The organism is Streptomyces sp. NPDC006516 (assembly GCF_040611875.1).
Taxonomy (GTDB): Bacteria; Actinomycetota; Actinomycetes; order Streptomycetales; family Streptomycetaceae; genus Streptomyces.
Genome location: NZ_JBEXPD010000002.1, coordinates 188,098 through 209,421 on the forward strand (window position 1 = coordinate 188,098; position 21,324 = coordinate 209,421).

General features: G+C 71.5%; 20 protein-coding genes. 10 read left to right on the forward strand and 10 right to left on the reverse strand.

The genetic code is table 11. From position 1 onward, the window contains the following. The first annotated feature begins 127 nt into the window (after positions 1-127). Positions 128-3,304, forward strand: coding sequence for a molecular chaperone Hsp90 (locus ABZY45_RS06950; protein WP_356736957.1), 3,177 nt, complete (start codon positions 128-130; stop codon positions 3,302-3,304). A 151-nt stretch (positions 3,305-3,455) separates the two neighbouring features. After that, positions 3,456-4,316: a calcium-binding protein gene (locus tag ABZY45_RS06955; protein ID WP_356736959.1), complete on the forward strand. Its 861-nt coding sequence runs from the start codon at positions 3,456-3,458 to the stop codon at positions 4,314-4,316. Between the two features lie 19 nt (positions 4,317-4,335). Here the strand turns inward: ABZY45_RS06955 and ABZY45_RS06960 are convergent, their stop codons facing one another. Together ABZY45_RS06960 and ABZY45_RS06965 are read right to left on the reverse strand one after the other, a co-directional pair. Beyond that, complete coding sequence (locus ABZY45_RS06960; RefSeq protein WP_356736961.1) at positions 4,336-6,744, reverse strand: HAD-IC family P-type ATPase; 2,409 nt, start codon at positions 6,742-6,744, stop codon at positions 4,336-4,338. A gap of 92 nt (positions 6,745-6,836) precedes the next feature. Next, positions 6,837-7,130 carry a DUF2530 domain-containing protein gene (locus ABZY45_RS06965; protein ID WP_356736963.1) on the reverse strand — a complete coding sequence of 98 codons (294 nt, stop codon included), beginning with the start codon at positions 7,128-7,130 and terminating at the stop codon, positions 6,837-6,839. 176 nt (positions 7,131-7,306) lie between these two features. On the opposite strand from ABZY45_RS06965, the gene ABZY45_RS06970 reads away from it, so the two are divergent. Then, the gene (locus ABZY45_RS06970; RefSeq protein WP_356736965.1) at positions 7,307-8,758 is read left to right on the forward strand and encodes an NCS2 family permease; all 1,452 of its coding nucleotides are present in this window, start codon (positions 7,307-7,309) and stop codon (positions 8,756-8,758) included. A 49-nt stretch (positions 8,759-8,807) separates the two neighbouring features. Here the strand turns inward: ABZY45_RS06970 and ABZY45_RS06975 are convergent, their stop codons facing one another. Beyond that, on the reverse strand, positions 8,808-9,023 hold the full coding sequence (locus ABZY45_RS06975; RefSeq protein ID WP_356736967.1) for a hypothetical protein: 216 nt from the start codon (positions 9,021-9,023) through the stop codon (positions 8,808-8,810). Positions 9,024-9,157: 134 nt separating this feature from the next. Here ABZY45_RS06975 and ABZY45_RS06980 point away from each other — a divergent pair, with 134 nt between their 5' ends. Both ABZY45_RS06980 and ABZY45_RS06985 read left to right on the forward strand, forming a co-directional pair. After that, on the forward strand, positions 9,158-9,598 hold the full coding sequence (locus ABZY45_RS06980; protein WP_356736969.1) for a MarR family transcriptional regulator: 441 nt from the start codon (positions 9,158-9,160) through the stop codon (positions 9,596-9,598). A gap of 93 nt (positions 9,599-9,691) precedes the next feature. After that, positions 9,692-11,026 carry an MFS transporter gene (locus tag ABZY45_RS06985; RefSeq protein WP_356736971.1) on the forward strand — a complete coding sequence of 445 codons (1,335 nt, stop codon included), beginning with the start codon at positions 9,692-9,694 and terminating at the stop codon, positions 11,024-11,026. 58 nt (positions 11,027-11,084) lie between these two features. On the opposite strand, the gene ABZY45_RS06990 is transcribed toward ABZY45_RS06985, so the two are convergent. Further along, a complete protein-coding gene (locus ABZY45_RS06990; RefSeq protein WP_356736973.1) occupies positions 11,085-11,666 on the reverse strand; it encodes a Uma2 family endonuclease in 582 nt (193 codons plus the stop codon). Positions 11,667-11,766: 100 nt separating this feature from the next. On the opposite strand from ABZY45_RS06990, the gene thpR reads away from it, so the two are divergent. Further along, positions 11,767-12,339, forward strand: a complete 573-nt coding sequence (gene thpR, locus ABZY45_RS06995; protein WP_356736975.1) for an RNA 2',3'-cyclic phosphodiesterase — start codon at positions 11,767-11,769, stop codon at positions 12,337-12,339. 143 nt (positions 12,340-12,482) lie between these two features. On the opposite strand, the gene ABZY45_RS07000 is transcribed toward thpR, so the two are convergent. From ABZY45_RS07000 to ABZY45_RS07020, 5 genes are all read right to left on the reverse strand, one after another. Beyond that, positions 12,483-13,478 carry an aldo/keto reductase gene (locus ABZY45_RS07000; RefSeq protein WP_356736977.1) on the reverse strand — a complete coding sequence of 332 codons (996 nt, stop codon included), beginning with the start codon at positions 13,476-13,478 and terminating at the stop codon, positions 12,483-12,485. 96 nt (positions 13,479-13,574) lie between these two features. After that, positions 13,575-14,549, reverse strand: coding sequence for a prolyl aminopeptidase (gene pip, locus ABZY45_RS07005; protein WP_356736979.1), 975 nt, complete (start codon positions 14,547-14,549; stop codon positions 13,575-13,577). 252 nt (positions 14,550-14,801) lie between these two features. Then, entirely contained in the window at positions 14,802-15,632 is an 831-nt protein-coding gene (gene nadE / locus ABZY45_RS07010; RefSeq protein ID WP_356736981.1) for an ammonia-dependent NAD(+) synthetase, read from the reverse strand. 231 nt (positions 15,633-15,863) lie between these two features. Further along, entirely contained in the window at positions 15,864-16,469 is a 606-nt protein-coding gene (locus ABZY45_RS07015) for a hypothetical protein (protein WP_356736983.1), read from the reverse strand. A gap of 113 nt (positions 16,470-16,582) precedes the next feature. After that, entirely contained in the window at positions 16,583-17,476 is an 894-nt protein-coding gene (locus ABZY45_RS07020; protein ID WP_356736985.1) for an NADP-dependent oxidoreductase, read from the reverse strand. A gap of 131 nt (positions 17,477-17,607) precedes the next feature. Between ABZY45_RS07020 and ABZY45_RS07025 the strand changes: the two genes are divergently transcribed. Together ABZY45_RS07025 and ABZY45_RS07030 are read left to right on the forward strand one after the other, a co-directional pair. Further along, complete coding sequence (locus ABZY45_RS07025) at positions 17,608-18,012, forward strand: helix-turn-helix domain-containing protein (RefSeq protein WP_356736987.1); 405 nt, start codon at positions 17,608-17,610, stop codon at positions 18,010-18,012. Next, on the forward strand, positions 18,009-18,503 hold the full coding sequence (locus ABZY45_RS07030) for a cupin domain-containing protein (RefSeq protein WP_356736989.1): 495 nt from the start codon (positions 18,009-18,011) through the stop codon (positions 18,501-18,503). Before ABZY45_RS07025 ends, ABZY45_RS07030 begins: the two co-directional genes overlap by 4 nt. A 175-nt stretch (positions 18,504-18,678) precedes the next feature. Here ABZY45_RS07030 and ABZY45_RS07035 read toward each other — a convergent pair whose 3' ends face one another. Then, positions 18,679-18,957 (reverse strand): metal-sensitive transcriptional regulator, encoded by a 279-nt coding sequence (locus ABZY45_RS07035; protein ID WP_356736991.1) that lies wholly within the window; start codon positions 18,955-18,957, stop codon positions 18,679-18,681. A gap of 203 nt (positions 18,958-19,160) precedes the next feature. Here ABZY45_RS07035 and ABZY45_RS07040 point away from each other — a divergent pair, with 203 nt between their 5' ends. Beyond that, positions 19,161-19,970: an ABC transporter ATP-binding protein gene (locus ABZY45_RS07040; protein ID WP_356738699.1), complete on the forward strand. Its 810-nt coding sequence runs from the start codon at positions 19,161-19,163 to the stop codon at positions 19,968-19,970. 3 nt (positions 19,971-19,973) lie between these two features. After that, positions 19,974-21,314 (forward strand): ABC transporter permease, encoded by a 1,341-nt coding sequence (locus ABZY45_RS07045; protein ID WP_356736993.1) that lies wholly within the window; start codon positions 19,974-19,976, stop codon positions 21,312-21,314. The last annotated feature ends 10 nt before the right edge of the window (positions 21,315-21,324 follow it).

The window sequence follows — 21,324 nt, forward strand, 5'->3', positions numbered from 1 at the left end:
GCCCGGAGGGGCGGGGGCCGCTTCCCGGGCTGACCAGGGGCGGCAAACGGCGGCTTTCCGCTCGCGGTACCTTCGGGCGCACACTGGGCGTCACGGGTCACCGGAAGAGCGGAGTACGAGCGTGGGCATGAATGCGACCGAGGGGGCCGATCCGTTCGGGACGGCGCGACTGCGGCGCGGCGTGCTCGACGCCTGGGGCGCGGGTCCCGCACGCTTCCGCGAGGACGCCAACGCCGAGGAGGACCTGGTCCTGGGCGGCTACCGTGACCGCCTCGTCGTCGAGCTGGCGCAGAACGCGGCCGACGCCGCCGCGCGGGCCGGTGTCCCGGGACGCCTCCGCCTCACCCTGCACGCGGACTCCGGCGGCCCGGCGGTGCTCGCCGCCGCCAACACCGGGGCCCCGCTCGACGCGACGGGTGTCGAATCGCTGAGCACGCTGCGGGCCTCCGCCAAGCGTGAGGGCCACGAGTCGTCCGTCGGCCGCTTCGGCGTCGGCTTCGCCGCCGTGCTGGCCGTCAGCGACGAGCCCGCCGTCATCGGCCGTCACGGAGGAGTCCGCTGGTCCCTCGCCGAGGCCCGTGACCTCGCGCGGCAGGCGGCCGTCGGCAGCCCCGGTCTCGGTGACGAGCTGCGCCGCCGCGACGGTCACGTACCGCTGCTGAGGCTTCCGCTGCCGGCCGAGGGCACCGCACCCGACGGCTACGACACGGTCGTCGTCCTGCCTCTCCGCGACGGCGTCGCCGAGGATCTCGTCGGCAGGCTGCTCGACGGGGTGGACGACGCGCTGCTGCTCACGCTGTCCGGGCTCGACGAGGTCGTGATCGAAACCCCGGGCGGCGTAAGGACGTTGACCCGCTCGCAGCACGGTCCGTACACGCACATCGACGACTCGGCGCACGGCCTCCACCGCTGGCGCACCGCCGCGGCCGACGGCCCCGTCGAGCCCGGACTCCTGGCGGACAGGCCCGTGGAGGAGCGGCTGCGTCCCCACTGGTCGGTCACCTGGGCCGTGCCGGTGGACGAGGCCGGAGCGCCCCAGCAGCCGCGTACGGCACCCGTCGTGCACGCGCCGACCCCCACCGACGAGCCGCTGGGCGTCCCCGCGCTGCTGATCGCCTCGCTGCCGCTGGACACCACCCGCCGGCACCCCGCACCGGGTCCGCTGACCGACTTCCTGGTGGAGCGGGCGGCCGAGGCGTACGCCGGACTGCTCGCGGAGTGGGAGCCCGTCTCCGTGGCCACGATCGGCCTGGTGCCCGGCGTGCTGGGCAAGGGACGGCTCGACGGCGCGCTGCGCGCCGCGATCCTGGAGCGGCTGCCACGGGTGGCGTTCCTGGAGCCCGCCGCCCCCAGGGACCCCGCCGAGACCACGGGTGAGTGGGACGAGTGGGACGACCCCGCCACCTCCGGGCACGGCACGACCGCGCTGCGTCCCGTCGAGGCCGAGGTGGTCGAGGGCGCGGGCGCGGAAACCGTGCGGGTCCTCGCCGAGGTCCTGCCCTGTCTGCTGCCCGCGGGACTGGAGCGCCGTGCCGAACTGCGCACGCTCGGCGTCGCCCGTGTCCCGCTGACCGAGGCCATCGACCGGCTGGCCGGCCTGGAGCGCGACCCGGACTGGTGGCACCGGCTGTACGACAGCCTGGCCGGCGTCGACCCCGACCGGCTCTCCGGCCTGCCCGTGCCCCTCGCGGGGCCGGCGGACGCGCCGCCCCGCACCACCATCGGCCCCCGCCAGGTCCTCCTGCCGATGCCGGACGCGCTGACGGCTCCGGTGCTCGCGCGCCTGGCCCGGCTGGGACTGAAGGTCGCCCACCCCGACGCCGCCCATCCGCTGCTGGAGAAGCTGGGCGCCCTGCCCGCGACTCCGCGCGCGGTCCTGACGACCCCGCAGGTGCGGGCCGCCGTCGCCGGTTCGCTGGACGCGGGCGAGATCTGGGACGAGGACGGGCTGGACGGTGACGAGCTCGCCGACACCGTCCTGACGCTCGTGCGGGACGCGGACCTGGAGCCGGGCGACGAGCCCTGGCTGGGTGCCCTCGCCCTGCCCGACGAGGACGGCGAGGCCGCGCCCGCCGGCGAACTCGTGCTGCCGGGAAGCCCGTTCGCCCAGGTGATGCGCGAGGGTGAACTCGCCCTGTGCGACGCGGAACTGGCCGAGCGCTGGGGCGAACAGCCCCTGACGGCCTGCGGGGTGCTGGCTACCTTCGCCCTCGTGCGCGCCACGGACGTCGTCCTGGATCCCGACGAACTGGAGCCGCAGGACAGCGACTTCGCCGAACCGGACGACGCCGGGCTGCTCGACGCCGTCGACGTGTGGTGCGAGGACATCCTCGACCAGCTCCCCGACACCCCGGTGCCGCCGGTCGCCACGGAGCTCGTCGCCGTACGCGATCTGGACCTCGTCGACGACGAGGCGTGGCCGCAGGCCCTCGCGATGCTCGCCCGCCCCCCGCTGCGCGACGCGCTGACCCAGCCGGTGCGGGTGCTGCTGCCGGACGGCACCACGCAGTCGGTGCGCCCGTACACCGCCTGGTGGCTGCGCGACCACCCCGTCCTGGACGGCCGCCGCCCGGCCGGTCTGCGCGCGGCGGGCGGCGACCCGCGCCTGGCGGGGCTGTACGACCCGGCCGACGCGACGGGCTTCGACGACGCGCAGGTGCTGCGCGCGCTCGGCGTGCGGACCTCGGTGGCGGCACTCCTGGACGAGCCGGGCGGCGCGGCCGAGCTGCTGGCCCGGCTCGCGGACGAGGAGCGTCCCGTCGGGCCCGTACAGCTGCACTCCCTCTACACGGCGCTCGCCGAGCTCGACCCCGAACAGGTCACGCTGCCGGACGAGTTGCGGGCCGTCGTGGACGACGAGGTGCGGGTGGTCGACGCGGCCGACGCCGTGATCGCCGACGCCCCCGACCTGCTGCCGCTGACCGGCGGGCTCCCGCTGCTTCCGGTGGCCCCGGCGCGCGCGGCCGAGCTGGCGGAGCTGTTCCAGGTGCGGCGGCTCGGCGAGAGCGTCGAGGCCGGGGTGACGACGGCGGGCGAGGAGCACGAGGTGCCGGAGTCCGTGCGCATCCTGCTCGGGGTCGGGACGCCCGACAGCTATGTCGAGCACGAGGAGCTGCGCGCGGGAGGTGTCGAGCTGGACTGGCGCCGCACCCCGGATGGTGTGGTCCACGCGTCCACCGTGGAGGGCGTCGCGGCCGGTCTCGCCTGGGCGGCCGGTCAGTGGCCGCGCCGCTTCGAGGTGGCGGCCCTCCTGGAGGACCCGTCCCGCACCGAGGAACTGGCCCGGGACCGCTGGTTCGACTGAGTCGTGTGATCTTCACAGAAAGATCGCCCCAGGGGCACAACCATTCACATGCGAACACCGTCTGAACGTGCGAGTCATCAGACTCGACGACCAGACGGGACCTGCCGGGAGGAACACACCCCGGCAGGTCCCCTGCTCCACAGGGGACCTCATGCGTATTCGTGCCACAGTCGCCGCTGTTTCCGGCGCCCTGGCCCTGTCCGCCCTTGCCGTACCGGCAGCGCAGGCGGGTGACCAGGTGGTTCCGAACCTGGACAAGCCCACCGCCGCCGAGGCCTTCGGCACCGGGGTCAAGGCCCCCCGCCCGTCCGCGCGCGCGGCGGCGACGACCCCCGTGATCTCCAAGGTCGTCATCAACGGCGGCAAGGACATCGTGGTCGGCACCACCGCCGCGAAGAAGATCACCGTCTCCGTCACGGCCTCGCACCCGTCCGGCATCGCCGACGGCTACATCGACCTGTGGCACGGCACGGCATCCGAGCTCGACGGGGTGCTGATCCCGAACGAGGAGGCGGCCACCTGCACGGACTCCAGCGCCACGACCGCGACCTGCAAGATGACGATCACGATCCTCCCCGGCTACGACCTGTACAAGAACGCGCTGGCCGGCACCTGGCACGTCACCGCGGGCGCGCTCGCCGGCGACGGGAGCGACTTCGCGTGGAACGACTACCAGACCACCGCTCGCGTCCAGCGCCTCTCCAAGCTGACCGTCAACGCCGCCCCGGAGCCCGTCAAGAAGGGCGGGACCATCACGGCCACCGGCAAGCTGTCGCGGGCCAACTGGGAGACCGGCACCTACAAGGGCTACACCGTGCAGCCCGTCAAGCTGCAGTTCCGCAAGAAGACCAGCAGCACCTACACCACCGCCAAGACCATCAACTCGAACAGCACCGGTGCGCTGAAGACCACGGTCAAGGCCTCGGTGGACGGCTACTGGCGCTACAGCTTCGCCGGTACGTCGACCACCCCGGCCGTCACGACCGCGGGTGACTTCGTCGACGTGAAGTAGCCGTTCCGGCACGGGGGATTCACGAACGGAAGCGGCGGCCGACCGCACGCCAGGTCAGTTCCAGGACGGCCGCCGCGACCACCGCGATCCCCACCGCCGCCCACGGCATCACCGAGCCCACCAGCTTCAGCGCGAAGAAGTCCTGGAGCCAGGGCACCGCGAGGACGACCAGGAAGCACAGGCCCATCGCCGCCACCAGGGCGATCCGCCACCACGTGTACGGCCGGGCGATGATCGCCAGGACCCACATGGAGACCAGGAAAAGCGTGAGGGTCGCCGCGCTGGTCTCCGCGTCCAGGGCCCCCGTACCGGCGTAGTGGTGGCGGGCCACCAGATACGTCGTGAAGGTGGCCGCCGCCGCGATGACCCCGGACGGGATCGCGTAGCGCATGACACGGCGTACGAAGTGCGGCTGGGCCCGCTCCTTGTTGGGGGCGAGCGCCAGGAAGAACGCCGGGACACCGATCGTCAGCGTGGACAGCAGCGTGAGGTGGCGCGGCAGGAACGGGTACTCCACCTGGAAGCACACCACCAGGATCGCCAGCAGCACCGAGTAGACGGTCTTGGTCAGGAACAGGGTGGCGACCCGGGTGATGTTGCCGATGACCCGGCGGCCCTCGGCGACGACCGAGGGCAGTGTCGCGAAGCTGTTGTCCAGCAGCACGATCTGCGCCACCGCGCGGGTCGCCTCCGAGCCCGAGCCCATCGACACCCCGATGTCGGCGTCCTTCAGCGCGAGCACGTCGTTGACGCCGTCGCCGGTCATCGCGACCGTGTGCCCTCGTGACTGGAGTGCCGCGACCATGTCCCGCTTCTGCTGCGGGGTGACCCGGCCGAACACCGCGTTCCGCTCGATCTGCGAAGCCATGTCGTCGCGGTCCGAGGGCAGCCGGCGGGCGTCCAGCGCGTGTTCCGCGCCCGGCATCCCCAGCTTCTGGGCCACCGCGCCGACCGAGACGGCGTTGTCGCCCGAGATGACCTTCGCGGCGACGTTCTGGTCGCCGAAGTAGGCCAGCGTCTCCCCGGCATCCGGCCGCAGCCGCTGCTCCAGGACCACGAGCGCGGTGGGCTCGGCGCCGGAGGCGGCGTCCGGGGCGTCCAGCGCGTCCCTCGCCCGGGCCAGGAGCAGCACCCGCAGCCCCTGCTCGTTGAGCTGACCGGTCTCGGCGAGGGCCGGGTGGTCGGAGGCCAGCAGCACGTCGGGGGCGCCCAGCAGCCACGCGGAGGAGCGGCCGTCGCCCTCGGTGAAGGCGGCGCCGCTGTACTTGCGGGCAGAGGAGAACGGCAGCGTCTGCGTGACGGTCCAGCCCTCGCCGTCCGGGTGGGCGTCGATGATGGCCTGGAGGCTGGCGTTGGGCCGTGGGTCGGAGGCGCCGAGCGCACCCAGGACACGCCGGACGTAACCCTCGTCGGAGCCGTTCAGCGGGCGGACCTCGGTGACGTCCATCCCGCCCTCGGTGAGGGTGCCCGTCTTGTCCAGGCAGACGACGTCCACCCGGGCCAGGCCCTCGATGGCGGGCAGCTCCTGTACCAGGCACTGCTTGCGGCCGAGCCGGATGACGCCGATCGCGAAGGCGACCGAGGTGAGCAGCACCAGGCCCTCGGGGATCATCGGGACGATGCCCCCGACGGTCCGGGCGACCGAGTCCTTGAAGTTGTTGTCCTTCACGACCAGCTGGCTGATGATGAGCCCGATCGCCGTCGGCACCATCATCCAGGTCACGTACTTCAGGATCGTGCTGATGCCGCTGCGCAGCTCGGACTGGACGAGGGTGAAGCGGGACGCCTCCTCTGCGAGCTGGGCGGCGTACGCCTCGCGCCCGACCTTGGTGGCGGTGAAGGCGCCGCCGCCGGCGACGACGAAGCTGCCGGACATCACGGGGTCGCCGGGCCGCTTGACGACGGGATCTGCCTCGCCGGTCAGGAGCGACTCGTCGATCTCCAGGTTGTCGGCCTCGGAGACCGTGCCGTCGACGACCGCCTTGTCCCCGGGGCCCAGCTCGATCAGGTCACCGAGGACGATCTCGGAGACGGATACCTCGGCGGAGACCCCGTCGCGCCGCACCGTGGGTTTCGCCTCGCCGATCACCGCGAGGCTGTCCAGGGTCTTCTTCGCGCGCCACTCCTGGACGATGCCGATCCCGGTGTTGGCGACGATCACGAAGCCGAACAGGCTGTCCTGGATCGGCGCGACGAACAGCATGATCGCCCAGAGCACGCCGATGATCAGGTTGAACCGGGTGAGGACGTTCGCCCGGATGATCTCGGTGACGGAGCGGGACGAGCGGACCGGTACGTCGTTGATCTCCCCCCGCGCGACCCGTTCGGCCACCTCGGAGGTGCTCAGCCCGCCCGGTGGCGCGGGCGGGGGAGGGGGCCGGAGGGGGTCCGGCTGCTCGCCGAAGGAGTCGAGTGCCCGCTGCGTCATGGTTCCGACCGTACGGGCGGAAGGGACGATTCACCCGCCGGAGGCCGGAAGTTCCGACCGGGGGAGGACGGGGACGGTACCGGAGTCGTACGTCAGGAACGCGCGCCCGGAGCCGCCGCGCCCGCGTCCTCGGCGGCGGCCTGTGCCGCGGCCCGCTTGATCGCGGCGTCGCGCCCCCGGACGTACCAGATGCCGATCAGGCCCAGTCCGGCTCCGGCCAGGCAGGCCCAGATCCACCAGGCGTGGCCGCGGTCGTCGAACCAGCCGTAGAAGGGCACCTGCACGAGGAAGAGGACGAACCAGAGGATCGTGCCGCCGGTGATGGTGGCGACGACGGGACCCTCCAGGGGCTCGGGTGCCTCGTGCTTCGGTGTCCACTTCTCCATGCGGCCAGTCTAGCCGGGGGTGGTGCGGGCCAGTCGGCGCAAGGGTCTACGCGCGGAGATAGCGATCTTCCACTTATGTATTCATACTGAATCTGCTTATGGGTGACTCGATTTATTCGTGTGAACATCCAAAGTCTGTCTGGTTTCATCCCCCGATGCACGACTGAAGGTCATACATGTCCTCCTCGGCCACCGCCACGGTCGATCAGCCTCCGATGCCGCAGCCGCCGCACGGATTCCTCGATCGCTACTTCAAGATCTCCGAGCGGGGGTCGACGGTCGCCCGGGAGGTCCGCGGCGGGTTCGCCACGTTCTTCGCGATGGCGTACATCATCGTGCTGAATCCGATCATCCTCGGCAGCGCCAAGGACATGTACGGGCACCAGCTCGACGGCGGGCAGCTCGTCACGGCCACGGTGCTCACGGCGGCGTTCTCCACGCTCCTGATGGGCGTCATCGGCAACGTGCCGATCGCGCTCGCCGCCGGTCTCGGCGTCAACACCGTCGTCGCCCTCCAGCTCGCCCCCCGGATGAGCTGGGCGGACGCGATGGGCATGGTGGTCCTCGCGGGCATCGTCGTCATGCTGCTGGTCGCGACCGGGCTGCGTGAGCGCGTGATGAACGCCGTGCCGCGCTCGCTCCGCAAGGGCATCGCGATGGGCATCGGTCTCTTCGTGCTGCTGGTCGGCCTGGTCGACTCCGGCTTCGTCTCGCGCATCCCCGACGCCGCGCACACCACCGTGCCGCTCCAGCTCGGCAGCGACGGCCACCTCAACGGCTGGCCCGTCCTGGTCTTCATCCTGGGCACGCTGCTGACCCTCGGGCTGATCGTCCGCAAGGTGCCGGGTGCGATCCTGCTCTCCATCGTCGCCATGACGATCGTCGCGGTGGCCATCGACGCGATCGCGGACCTGCCCGCCGGTGCCTGGGGCCTGACCGTCCCGGAGTGGCCGGGCAACCCCGTCTCCTCGCCCGACTTCGGGCTGATCGGTGAGGTCAGCCTCTTCGGCGGCTTCGGCAAGGTCGGCTACCTGACCGGCATCCTCTTCGTGTTCACCGTGCTGCTGTCCTGCTTCTTCGACGCGATGGGCACCATCCTCGGCGTCGGCGACGAGGCCAAGCTGATGGACAAGGACGGCAACTTCCCGGGCATCAACAAGGTCCTGCTCATCGACGGTGTCGCCGTCGCCGCGGGTGGCGCCAGCTCCTCATCCGCCTCGACCTGCTTCGTGGAGTCCACCGCGGGCGTCGGTGAGGGCGCCCGTACGGGGCTTGCGAGCGTGGTGAGCGGGCTGCTCTTCACGGTGGCGCTGTTCCTGACGCCGCTGGCGACCATGGTCCCCTCGCAGGCGGCCACCCCGGCCCTGATCGCGGTCGGTTTCCTGATCCTCGCGGGCAACGTGCGGGACGTGGACTGGAGCGACTACACGCTCGCCGTCCCGGCCTTCCTCGCGATGCTGATGATGCCGCTCACGTACTCGATCACCAACGGCATCGGCATCGGCTGCATCGCCTTCAGCCTGATGCGCCTGGTGGCCGGCCGGGGCAAGGAGGTCCCCGTGGCCATGTACGTGGTGTCCGCGGTCTTCGTCTTCTACTACGCGATGCCGGCGCTCGGCCTCACGTAAGCGCGTACGCGTACGCGCGGAGCCCGCACCCCTACGGGGCGGATCCCCGTCATGTGACCCGGTCGGCCGGGTCCGCGTGACGGGGGTCCGCCCCGTAGAACTTTTCCGTCTCGTCGACGGCGGCGTGGAAACGCTCGTCGAAATCGTCGCGGACGAGCGTCCGGACCACGTAGTCCTGGACGGTCATGCCGCGTCTGGCGGCGTGCCGGCGGAGCCGGTCGAGCAGCTCACCGTCTATGCGCAGGCTGAGCACTGTCGATCCCATGCCAAGCAGGGTCGCGGCACACACGGCCTTCCTGTGGCTCTTTCCGCCCCATACTCACTCGTTCGGGTGATCAGTTTCTCGCGCGTGTACCATCGAGTGGTATTTAGCATAGCTAATGAGTTACGCTAAGGAACATGCCTGACCTGATCCACGACGGTGACAGTGCCGCCGCCGTGAGCTCCCTCCGCTCCGCCGTGATGCTCCTGGGCCGGCGGCTGAAGCACCAGCGCGTCGACGAGTCGCTGAGCCCCACCGAGATGTCGGTGCTCGGGACTCTCGCCCGTTGCGGCTCGGCCACTCCCGGTGAGCTGGCCCGCAAGGAGCACGTGCAGCCTCCGTCGATGACCCGCATCGTCGCGCTGCTGGAAGCGAAGGGGCTGGTCAGACTGGAACCGCACCCCGATGACCGTCGGCAGAAGAGGGTCAGCCGGACCGAGCAGGCGGAAGCCATGCTCGCCGAGTCCCGCTCCAAGCGGAACGCCTGGCTGGCCAACCTCGCCGAGGGCCTGGACGAGGACGAGTGGGAGAAGCTGCGGGCCGCCGCGCCCGTGCTGGAGAAGCTCGCCCACCTCTGACCCCGCGGGCGCCCGCCGAACCACGGTTCGCGGCGCCCGTAGTCACGTCCCCGTCAGTCCGAACGTCGTGTACGCCAGAGGAGGCGAACCCTTTTGAGTACGGGATCCGGAGCAGACTCCGCCCCCGCACCGACTTCCACCCACGAGAGCAAGACCGGCGGGACCTTCTCGTCGCTGAAGATCCGTAACTACCGCCTGTTCGCCACGGGCGCCGTGATCTCCAACACCGGTACCTGGATGTCCCGCATCACGCAGGACTGGCTCGTCCTGAGCCTCACCGGGTCCGCCGCCGCCGTCGGTATCACCACGGCCCTCCAGTTCCTCCCCATGCTGCTCTTCGGCCTGTACGGCGGCGTCATCGCCGACCGGCTTCCGAAGCGGCGTCTGCTGCTCATCAGCCAGGCAGCGCTCGGCCTGTGCGGCATCGCGCTCGCCGCCCTGACCCTCTCCGGCGTCGTCGAGGTCTGGCACGTCTACCTGATCGCGTTCCTGCTCGGCATGGTCACCGTCGTCGACAACCCGGCGCGCCAGTCGTTCGTCTCCGAGATGGTCGGCCCCGCGCAGCTGCGTAACGCGGTCAGCCTGAACTCCGCCAACTTCCAGTCCGCCCGGCTCATCGGCCCCGCCGTCGCGGGTGTCCTGATCACGACGGTCGGCAGCGGCTGGGCCTTCATGCTCAACGGGCTGTCGTTCATCGCCCCGCTGGTGGGCCTGCTCATGATGCGTACGGACGAGCTCCACGCGTCCGTCACCGTGAAGCGCGCCAAGGGCCAGTTGCGCGAAGGGCTGCGGTACGTGTCGGGCAGACCCGAGCTGATCTGGCCGATCGTCCTGGTCGGCTTCGTCGGCACCTTCGGATTCAACTTCCCGATCTGGCTGACCGCCTTCGCGGACGAGATCTACCACGGCGGCGCCGGGATGTACTCGTTCTTCAACATCCTCATGGCGGCCGGCTCCCTGGCCGGAGCCCTGCTCGCCGCCCGCCGCCGTTCCTCACGGCTGCGGATGCTGGTGGCCGCGGGCACGCTGTTCGGTGTCCTGGAGATCGCCGCGTCGCTGTCCCCGTCCGTCTGGCTCTTCTCGCTGCTGCTCGTCCCGATCGGCATGATCGGCCTGACGACCAACATCAGCGCCAACACGAGTGTCCAGATGGCCTCGGACCCGGAGATGCGGGGCCGGGTGATGAGCCTCTACATGATGGTCTTCGCCGGGGGTACGCCGGTGGGCGCACCGATCGTCGGCTGGATCAGCGACGTCTACGGTGCCAGGACCGGCATGGCGGCCGGCGGTGCCATCTCGATGGTGGCCGCGCTCGGTGTCGGCTTCATGCTGACCCGCGTCGGCGGCCTGCGCCTGAAGGTCGACCTGCGGCCGGGTCGCCCGCACGTGCGAATAGTTCCGCGCGAGCAGCTGGCGACGGCGGCCTGAGCGCCGGTGAACATGCGGCTGCCCTCCTCCCCGGCCGGGGAGGAGGGCAGCCGCATGTTCAGTCCCGGGGGAAGTCGGAGGTCTCCAGGGTGAGGCCGACCACGGTCCCGGTGAGGTCGACCGGAGTGCCGAAGTCCAGGCTGAGCACGCTGCGGTACTCGTCGTCCTTGGGGATCGTGTGCAGGTGCCACGTCCCCGTGTACGGATCGACGATGAGGTACGCCGGTACGCCCGCGGTGGCGTAGGTGGACTTCTTGGAGCCGTAGTCGTTGGCGGCGGTGTCCTTGGAGATGACCTCGGCGACGAACTCGATGTCCTGGTAGCGCCAGTGGCCCTTGGCGTCCGGCGCGGCGCCGTCGGCGAGAGCCACCACATCCGAGGCGAAGCCGTTGAGCCGGCCCGGGAAGTCGATCCTGACGTCCGACATCAGCCGCTTGCGGGGGTACCCGGCGCGCAACTGCTCGACGAGGTCGAGAATGATCTGCCAGTGAGTGCCCCGTTGCGGCGACATGTAGACGTTCCCCTCGACGATCTCGACCTTGAATCCCTCGGGGGTGGGCTCAAGCCACTCGAACATCATGTCCAAGGTGCGCTCGTCGCTGGTGTCGGCCATCTCGATCCTGTCGTCGACGACGGTCATCGTGCCGCTCCTCCCCGCTGCCGCACGGGCGCGGGCAGCCGCGTAGTACAACGATAGGCCCGGCCCCCCGGACACGCGGGGACGCTGGGACACTCGCCGCATGAGCAGCCAGAGACTCTTCGCCGCCGTCCTGCCGCCGGAGCCCGCCGCCGACGAGCTGGCCCGGGCGGTCGCTCCGCTGCACCGGCTGCCGGGGGCCGTGAACCTCCGCTGGACCGCGCGGGCCGGCTGGCACTACACGCTGGCCTTCCTCGGGAGCGTCGACGAGGAGCTGCTGCCGGAGCTGTACTCCCGGCTGGAGCGCGCCGCGCACCGGACCGAACCCTTCCCGCTGCGCGTCCACGGCGGCGGCAGGTTCGACGGGCGGGCGCTCTGGGCGGGGGCGGCGGGGGGCCTCGACACGCTGCGGCTGCTCGCGGAACGCGCGCACGCCGCCGCCCGCAGGTCCGGGGTGGCGATGGAGGAACACCGCCGCTACACCCCGCACCTCACCCTCGCCCGCAGCCGGGTCCCGACCGACCTGACCCCGTACGCGGCGGCGCTGGAGGGCTTCGAGGGCCGTCACTGGGAAGCCGGGGAGCTCAGTCTCGTACGCAGCGACCTGCCCGTGGACGGGGTGCCGGGGCAGCAGCCGGGATACGAGGTGGTGCGGGCCTGGCCGCTGGGGAGATGAGCGGGGCGGTTACGCTCGTCGGGTGGACCCGAAGACCAGAAACCGCATCATGGCGGCCGTGCTCGTGTTGATGTTCGTCGTCGTGGCGGCGGCTTCCGCCCTCGGAGGCTGAGCCCCGAGAGCGGAAGCCGTACGCCCGGCCGTCACCAGGCGAAGTTCTCCGGCGACGGGCCGGGGCCCGGGAAGATCTCGTCCAGTGCCGACAGCACCTCGTCCGACAGCTCCAGCTCCACCGCGCGCAGAGCCGAGTCGAGCTGCTCGCGCGTGCGCGGACCGGAGATCGGGCCGGTGACGCCGGGCCGGGTCAGCAGCCAGGCGAGACCTGCCTCGCCGGGCTCCAGGCCGTGCTTCTCCAGCAGGTCCTCGTACGCCTGGATCTGCGCCCGCACCTTCGGGTCGGCCAGTGCGTCGCCGGAGCGGCCGGAGGTGGACCGGGCGCCGCTGCCCTCACGCTCCTTGCGGATCGCGCCGCCGAGCAGCCCACCGTGCAGGGGCGACCACGGGATGACACCGAGGCCGTACTCCTGGGCCGCCGGGATCACCTCCATCTCGGCGCCGCGCTCCATCAGGTTGTAGATGCACTGCTCGCTGACGAGCCCGTAGCTGCCGCGCCGGGCGGCCCGCTCGTTGGCCTGGGCGATCTTGTAGCCCGAGAAGTTGGACGATCCCGCGTAAAGGATCTTGCCCTGCTGGATCAGTACGTCGATGGCCTGCCAGATCTCGTCGATCGGGGTGTCCCGGTCGACGTGGTGGAACTGGTACAGGTCGATGTGGTCCGTCTGGAGCCGCTTGAGGCTGGCGTCGACGGCCCGGCGGATGTTGAGGGCGGACAGCTTGTCGTGGTTGGGCCAGGCCTCGCCGTCGGCGCCCATGTTGCCGTAGACCTTGGTGGCGAGAACGACCTTGTCACGACGGTCTCCGCCCTGCGCGAACCAGGTGCCGAGGATCTCCTCGGTACGGCCCTTGTTCTCGCCCCAGCCGTAGACGTTCGCCGTGTCGAAGAAGTTGACGCCCGCGTCCAGGGCGGCGTCCATGAGTGCGTGGCTGTCGCTCTCGTTGGTCTGGGGGCCGAAGTTCATCGTCCCCAGTACGAGGCGGCTGACCTTGAGTCCTGTGCGTCCGAGCTGCGTGTACTTCATGGAGCCCAAGCCAACTCCTTCGAGCGGGCTCGAAGCAAGCATGATCTCGGACGCGCGCCGCGCAAGCGGCTCTCGGACGCACCGAGCGAACCGCTCTCAGACGTGCCACGCGAACCGGTCCAGCGCCGACAGCACCGCCCGGGAGGTCGCCGGCCCGCCGAGGTGCCCCGCACCGTCGATCACCGTCAGTTCGGCGTCCGGCCAGGCCTTCGCCAGCTCCCAGGCGGTGATCAGCGGGCCTCCCAGGTCGAAGCGGCCGTGCACCAGGACGCCGGGGATGCCCGCGAGGCGTCCGGCGTCGCGGATCAGCTGCCCTTCCTCCAGCCAGGCGGCGTGCGCGAAGTAGTGCGCGCAGATCCGCACGAAGGCCAGCTGGTCGCGGCCGGGCCTGCCGCTGTACGGGGAGGGTCCGGTGTACTGCTCCATGGAGAGCACCGCGTCCTCCCAGGCGCACCAGTCGGCGGTGGCCCTCGCCCGTACCTCCGGGTCGGGGCTCTCCGTCCGGCGCGCGTACGCGGCGACGAGGTCCTCCGGGCCCTCGGCCTCGGGCGCACCCGCCCGGAACAGGTCCCAGGCCTCGGGGAAGATCTGCCCGGCGCCCCGGTACAGCCAGTCGATCTCGCTGCGCCGGGTCGTCGTCACGGCGGAGATCACGATCTCCGAGACCCGCTCCGGGTGCTGTTCGGCATACGCGAGGATCAGCGTGGAGCCCCAGGAGCCCCCGTACAGCAGCCACCGCCCGATGCCGAGGTGCTCGCGCAGGAGCTCCATGTCGGCGACCAGGTGCGCCGTCGTGTTGTGGCGCATGTCGGTGGAGGGGTCGCTCGCGTGCGGGGTGGAGCGTCCGCAGTTGCGCTGGTCGAAGAGCACGACGCGGTACAGCTCAGGGTCGAAGTACTGCCGGGCCCGGGTCCCGCAGCCCGAACCCGGGCCGCCGTGGACGACGAGGGCGGGCTTCCCGTCGGGGTTGCCGCAGACCTCCCAGTACACGCGGTTGCCGTCGCCGACGTCCAGCATCCCCTGGCCGTACGGCTCGATCGGCGGATACGTCTCGTCCGGCAGCCTGTCCACTGCGTCGATTCCTTCCTGTGGATGGCGCGTGAAGCTACTCGGTGTACGTGAACGGGGTGTCGGCGGTGTTCTCCCTGCGGGTTCGTCCAGGCGGGTTCGTCCAGGCGGGTTCGTCGAGGCGGGTTCGTGGAGGCGGGTGAAAAGCCGCTCACGCTACCGAAGCCGCTCACGCTACCGACCGGGACATGGCGCGCGCCGGCCGATTCCCCCCGGTGCGAGGGGAATCGGCCGGCCGTCGCGGGCCCCCGCGCGTCACGGGGCGAGGGGCAGCCGGCGCTTGTGGTCGGTGAGGCGGTAGCGGCCGACGATCGTGTCGAAGGCCTTCTCGTCCACCGGCTTCCCCTCCAGGAAGTCGTCGATGGTGTCGTAGGTGACGCCGAGGGCCTGCTCGTCCGCCTTGCCCGGGTCGAGTGTCTCCAGGTCGGCCGTCGGCACCTTCCACACCAGCTCCGCCGGGGCGCCCAGGGCGTCGGCCACGGCACGCACCCGGCGCTTGGTCAGGCCGGTCAGGGGAACGAGGTCGGCGGCGCCGTCCCCGAACTTGGTGAAGAAGCCGGAGACCGCCTCGGCGGCGTGGTCCGTGCCGACGACGAGACCGTTGTGCGCGCCGGCCACTGCGTACTGGGCGATCATGCGCTGCCGCGCCTTGACGTTGCCGAGCACGAAGTCCTGGTGGTGGGGGTCGCGGAAGGCCACGTCACCGGTGAGCAGGGAGCTCTGCATGGCGTCGGTCGCGGGCTTGATGTCGACGGTCAGCACCTGGTCGGGCCGGATGAAGGAGATCGCGAGCTGCGCGTCGTGCTCGTCGGCCTGCACCCCGTAGGGGAGCCGCATCGCGTAGAACCGCGCCTCGTGGCCCGCGTCCCGGGCACGCTCGACGGCGAGCTGGCACAGCCGCCCCGCCGCGGTGGAGTCGACGCCGCCGCTGATGCCGAGCACCAGGGAGCGCAGTCCCGTGGAGGTCAGCCGTTCGGCGAGGAAGGCCACACGCCGCTCGATCTCCTGCTGGGCGTCGAAGGTCTCCGCGACCTCCAGTTCCCGGGCGATCTCCTGTTGCAGGGCGATGTTCGCCGACTCGCTCACGTCTGCTCCTCGGTCCGGTTCACGACGGTCTGTCTCGTCCACCCTACCGAGGGACCGCAGGCCGGGCGGGCCGGCGGAGCCACGGCACCAGCTGAGCCAGCCCGAAGGCGACCTCGACGACGAGGAACAGCCACAGCAGCCGCGCACCGTGGTGACGACGAGGTCGTAGCAGGCGCTCGCGCGCACGACGGACAGGTAGGGGACGGGGGCGAGGGGCATGCGGAACGGCCGTCAGCCCCTGACGGCCACGTGGTACGCGGAGGCCCACAGCGTCACCGCAGAGCCCAGCCCCACCACGACGCGCACGCTCTCATCCGGCAGTCCGGCCGCGACGAGCGCGAAGCCGAGGACCGCGACGGCGCTCATCAGCGCGGCCGTCCCCTTGTACTGCCACTGGTCGTAGAGCCGCGCGAGCGGGACGAAGTGCAGGCCGACCACCAGCGCGATGCCCGGAGGGATCAGCCCGGGGTGGCCCGAGGCGTTGGACGCCGCGATCACCCCGAAGACGGCCGCGAGCTCGACGACGTTGACGACCCCCACCGAACGCGCCCAGTTCGCGGGCAGGTCGACCAGGCGGGGCGAAGGCGCGGCGCCCTTGCGGTACGCCAGGACGATCGCCACCGCGGTGACCGGTACCGCGATGATCTCGGCGGCCAGGGCGGCGCCCGAGGACGCCAGGCCGGACGCCCCGGCGAAGACCCAGACGAGCGCGAACACCGACAGCACGACGGTGCCCCTGCGCCGCAGGCTCCGGGTGAGTGCGGCGCACAGGGCGTCGTCGGATGCCGCCCGGGGCGACGAGGGCGTGGAGGGCGTCGAAGGCGTCGGGTGGGTCACGGGGGCGACCGTACAACGATCACCGTGCCCGTCCGGCGGTTTCCGGGCGGACGGAGCGAGCCTCCACTTGCGGAGGCTCGCCGTCCGGCCCGTACCGCCCTGACCTGCCCGTTTCACGGTACGAGGACGAGCCGCCCCCGTACCCCGCCCTCCGCGAGACGGCTGTGCGCCTCGGCGGCCCGCTCCAGCGGGAAGGTGTCCGCCACCCGGGGCGAGAGGACGCCCTGGTCGACCAGCTTCACCAGCTCCGCGAGCCGGTTGCCGTCGGCGGCCACCTCCACCACCTGGACCCGGATGCCCCGCACGCTCGGCGGGCCCGCGTGCGGGATGACGCCGATGTAGTCCCCGCCGTCCTTCACATGGGCCAGCGCGTCCGCGCCGATCACGGCGGCGTCCAGCACGGCGTCGAACCCGCCCGCCGTCGCGCCGCGCTCCACGAACCGGTCCGCCCCGAAGGACCGCACGAGATCCTCGTCGCCCGCGCCGGCCACCCCGGTGACCGTGATCCCTGCCCGGTGGGCGAGCTGCACCGCGTATCCGCCGACCGCACCCGCCGCGCCGGTGACCAGCAGCGTGGAGCCGGGTGCCAGGTCCAGCAGGTCCAGCGCCTGCGCGGCGGTCAGGGTGTTCAGCGGCACGGTCGCCGCGTGGACGGCGTCCACCGAGGAGGGGGCGGCGGCGACCGCCGAACCGTCCACCACCACGTGGTCCGCATGCGCCTTCACCGGCGCGGGGCCGTACGCCAGCGCGACGACCTCGGTTCCCACGGCGTACTGCGCCCCCGCACCCACCGCGTCCACGGTCCCCGCCACGTCCCAGCCGAGCCCCAGCGCGCCGCCCTCGGGCAGCGGGACGAGGATTCCCGCGCGGTACGCCGCGTCCACCGGGTTCAGGGCAGCCGCCGCCACCTTGATCCGCACCTGGCCGGGGCCGGGCTCGGGGACCGCGGTCTCCACGAGCTCCACTGCCTCGGGACCACCGAACGCCTTGACCACAACAGCACGCATGTCGACAACTCCTCGGTATGGGGGGCGGGTTTCTCCCGCCTCCACAAACCTAGGAAGAGTTACTCTCTTTCCGTAAGTACGTACCTCCAGGTGCGTAGGCCACCCCCAGGTAGGACCGGAGGCAGGACCCCATGGCGACCCGCACCGCGGCCCAGCGCCGCGAGGAAGCCCGATTCGCGTACGACGCGTTCCTCCGGGAGTGCCCGACCAACCAACTGCTGGGACGGCTCGGCGACAAGTGGGTCAGCCTGATCGTGAGCGCCCTGCGCGACGGCCCCATGCGGTACAGCGATCTCGGCCGCAAGATCGCCGGGGTGAGCCAGAAGATGCTGACCCAGTCGCTGCGGACCCTGGAGCGGGACGGCCTCGTCACGCGCACCGTGACTCCGTCCGTGCCCGTGCGCGTCGACTACGAACTGACCGAGCTCGGCCACAGCCTGAGCGGCCTGCTGTTCGCCGTGAAAACCTGGGCGGAGACGCATTTCGACCAGGTCCACGAGGCCCGGGAGCGCTATGACGAGGAGGCCGTGGCGTGAACGCGACCCCGCAGGTACTGGCGGTGCTGGACGAACTGCTCGCCTCCGTGGCTCCCGATCGCCGCGGTGCGCTGTGGCATCTCGCCGAGCAGGGGCGCGAGCTGGATGCCAACGTCGTCCACCTGCCGCCGGACGCCGGGGTGGGCGAGCACCAGGAGGACGTCCTGGACGTGCTGTTCGTCGTCCTCGCGGGTGACGGCACCTTGCGTACGGGCGCCGGTGACACGCTGCGCCTCGCACCGACCACGGTCCTGTGGCTCCCGCGCACCTCGCGCCGCTCCCTCCTCGCGGGGCCGGAGGGGCTGACCTACCTCACGGTCCACCGCCGCCGTCCCGGACTGACCGTCAAGCCGGCCGTACGGGCTCCCGCGTACGAGGGCGGCGAGGCTCCTTGCATGCTGGACCTGGTGTGCCCGGAGTGCGGCAGGCTGTCGGCGGACCGGGCACCCACGTTCTGCAGCGCGTGCGGGGAGGCTTTCCCGGAGCGGTAGTTCCGGGTTCGCGGTCCGTCGGACCGGGCCCGGGTCGGAGCAACTCGCCGTACCGGCCCGCTTGCCGGGCCACCCCCGGCGGGCCGGACTCGCCGGGCCGCCTCGTCGGCTGAGTTCGTCAGCCCGGTTCGTCAGCCCGGTCAGCCCAGTTCGTCAGCCCACTCGGGCCGGAGCGTCAGGCCAGGGAGAGGAACAGCTTCTCCAGGCGGGCACGCATCCGGTCCTTGTCGGCGGGTGTCCGTGCCTCGTCGGCAAGACACTGCTCGAGCCCCGTCACGATGATGGAGAAGCCCGCCCGGTCCAGGGCCCGGGAGGCGGCGGCGAGCTGGGTCACCACGTCCTCGCAGTCCTTGCCCTCCTCGATCATCCTGATCACCCCGGCGATCTGCCCCTGTGCGCGGCGCAGCCGGTTGAGTACGGACTTCAGCTCGTCGGCCGCGATGTCGAGTTGCACGGTTCCTCCGGTGTCGTCTGCGGGTCGGCGTGTACCACCCGGGTGGCTCATACCCCAGGGGGTATGTTAGCCCCGGCGTACCCCCCCGGCCGAGGGTGGCCTCAGCCCCACCCCGTACTCGGGTGTGCACGCCACTGTGCTCGTCCTCCCGTGTCCGTAGCGTCGTCTACGTGACGCAGAGTGCGTCCGACGAGCAAAGGGTGATGGCCATGTTCGATCGCAAGAGGCAGCCCCCGAGCCGGACAGCCGAGGCGCTCCGGCTGGAATCGGTGACCAAGGTGTACGGGGCGGGGGACGGCGCGGTGACCGCGCTGGACGGAGTGACCCTGAGCCTGCCGACCGGCAGCTTCACCGCGGTCATGGGCCCCTCCGGTTCGGGCAAGTCGACGCTGCTCCAGTGCGCTGCCGGTCTGGACCGCGCCGACCAGGGGCGCATCCTCGTGGACGGTGAGGAGATGGGCGGCGGCAGCGAGGCGGCGCTGACGAAGTTCCGGCGGCAGCGGATCGGCTTCATCTTCCAGCAGTACAACCTGCTGCCCACCCTGACCGTCGAGGAGAACACCTCGCTGCCGCTGCGGCTCGCCGGCCGCCGGGCCGACCCGGAGCGGGTCCGCGCGATCCTCACGCAGGTGGGGCTCGGACGCCGGCTCGGTCACCTCCCCGACCAGCTCTCCGGCGGTCAGCGTCAGCGCGTCGCCATCGCCCGCGCCCTGGTCACCCGGCCGAGCGTGGTCTTCGCCGACGAGCCGACCGGCGCTCTGGACACCCGCAGCGCGCGCGATGTCCTCGGCCTGCTGAGGGAGACCGTCCGGGTCCACGGAAGCACCGTCGTGCTCGTCACCCACGACCCGGTGGCCGCCTCCTACGCCGACACGGTGCTCTTCCTCGCGGACGGGCGGCTGGCGGGGAGCCTGCCGGCCCCCACCGCCGAGGCCGTCGCCGAACGGATGACCCACCTCGGGGACCGCGTCGCCGCACGGCACGTGGGCGACAGCCCGTTGATGGAGGTGTGAGCCATGCTGTTCCTCGCCCTGCGCTCGGTCCGCAAGCGTCCCGGACGCTTCCTCGCCACCCTCCTGTCCGCGTTCCTGGGCGCGGTCGTCATCATGACGTTCAGCTCCCTGCACGACACGGCTGCGGCCCCCGGGGTCGACGCGGTGAGCTCGGAGTCCATGACCATCTCCGCCGGCGTCGTGGGCGGCTACGGCTCCCTCCTCGTCTTCTTCGCCATCGCCTCGACCCTGACCGTCTCCGTCCGCCAGCGTGCCGAGGAGATCCATCTCCTGCGCTGTACCGGAGCGACCCCCGCCCAGATCACGCGCATGGTCGTCGGCGAGTCCGCCGTGGTGGCTCTGGTCGGCACACTGCTCGCCATCGGGCCCGCCGTGCTCGGCGGCCGGCTCCTGCTCGACCTGTTCAAGGACAGCGGTCAGGTCGCCGACAGGATCGATCCCGTCTTCGGCGCGATGGCGCTCGGATCCGGTTTCGGCATCGCGCTCCTCGCCTCGGTCGGCGCCGCTTTCCTCGCCGTACGCCGTGCGACCAGGGCTCCCTCCGGGGCCCGTAAGCCGTCGCGCGGCCGTGGCCGCACCCTGGCGGGGTGCGCGGCGCTGGTGGCGGGGGCCGGCGGGGTCCTGACCACGTACGCCGTCGACAGCACCGAGGAGATGCTGATGGCGTTCCCCGCCTACGGGGCCATCCTGCTCTCCGTCGGCTTCGCCGTCCTCGCCCCGTCCCTGCTCGGCCGGATGCTGCAACTCCTGAGCCGGCCGCTGGCCGCGGTGGGCGGCGCGGGCGGCTATCTCGGCTCCCGTAACCTGCGCCGGCGCGGTGCGGAGCTGGCCGGAATCCTCATGCCGATGATCATCTTCACCGGTATGGCCACCGCCACCCTCTACATGCAGGGCGTCGAGAGCGACTGGGTGACGTCGTCAGGCCTGGACAAGACCGTCGAGGACAAGAACCTGGAGACCCTCAACCTGGTCGTCGTCGGCATCATCGTGGTCTTCTCCTGCATCATGCTCGTCAACAGCCTGTACGCGGCGACCTCCTACCGCCGGCGGGAGTTCGGGCAGCAGCGCCTCGCCGGGGCGACGCCCGGCCAGGTCCTCGGGGTGGTCGGCCTGGAGGCGGTGATCCTCACGCTGACGGGGCTGTTCCTGGGCACCGTGGCGGGCATCGCGGGCATCATCCCCTTCACGACCGTGCGCACCGACCAGGTCGTCCCCGACCAGGGGCCGGCGACCTGGCTGGCCATCATGGCCGTCGCCACGGTGGTGACCCTCGGCACCAGCCTGGGCACCGCGCGCAGGACACTGCGTACGCCGGCCGTCGACGCCGTCACCGTGGCCGCGTGAACCGTCCTGA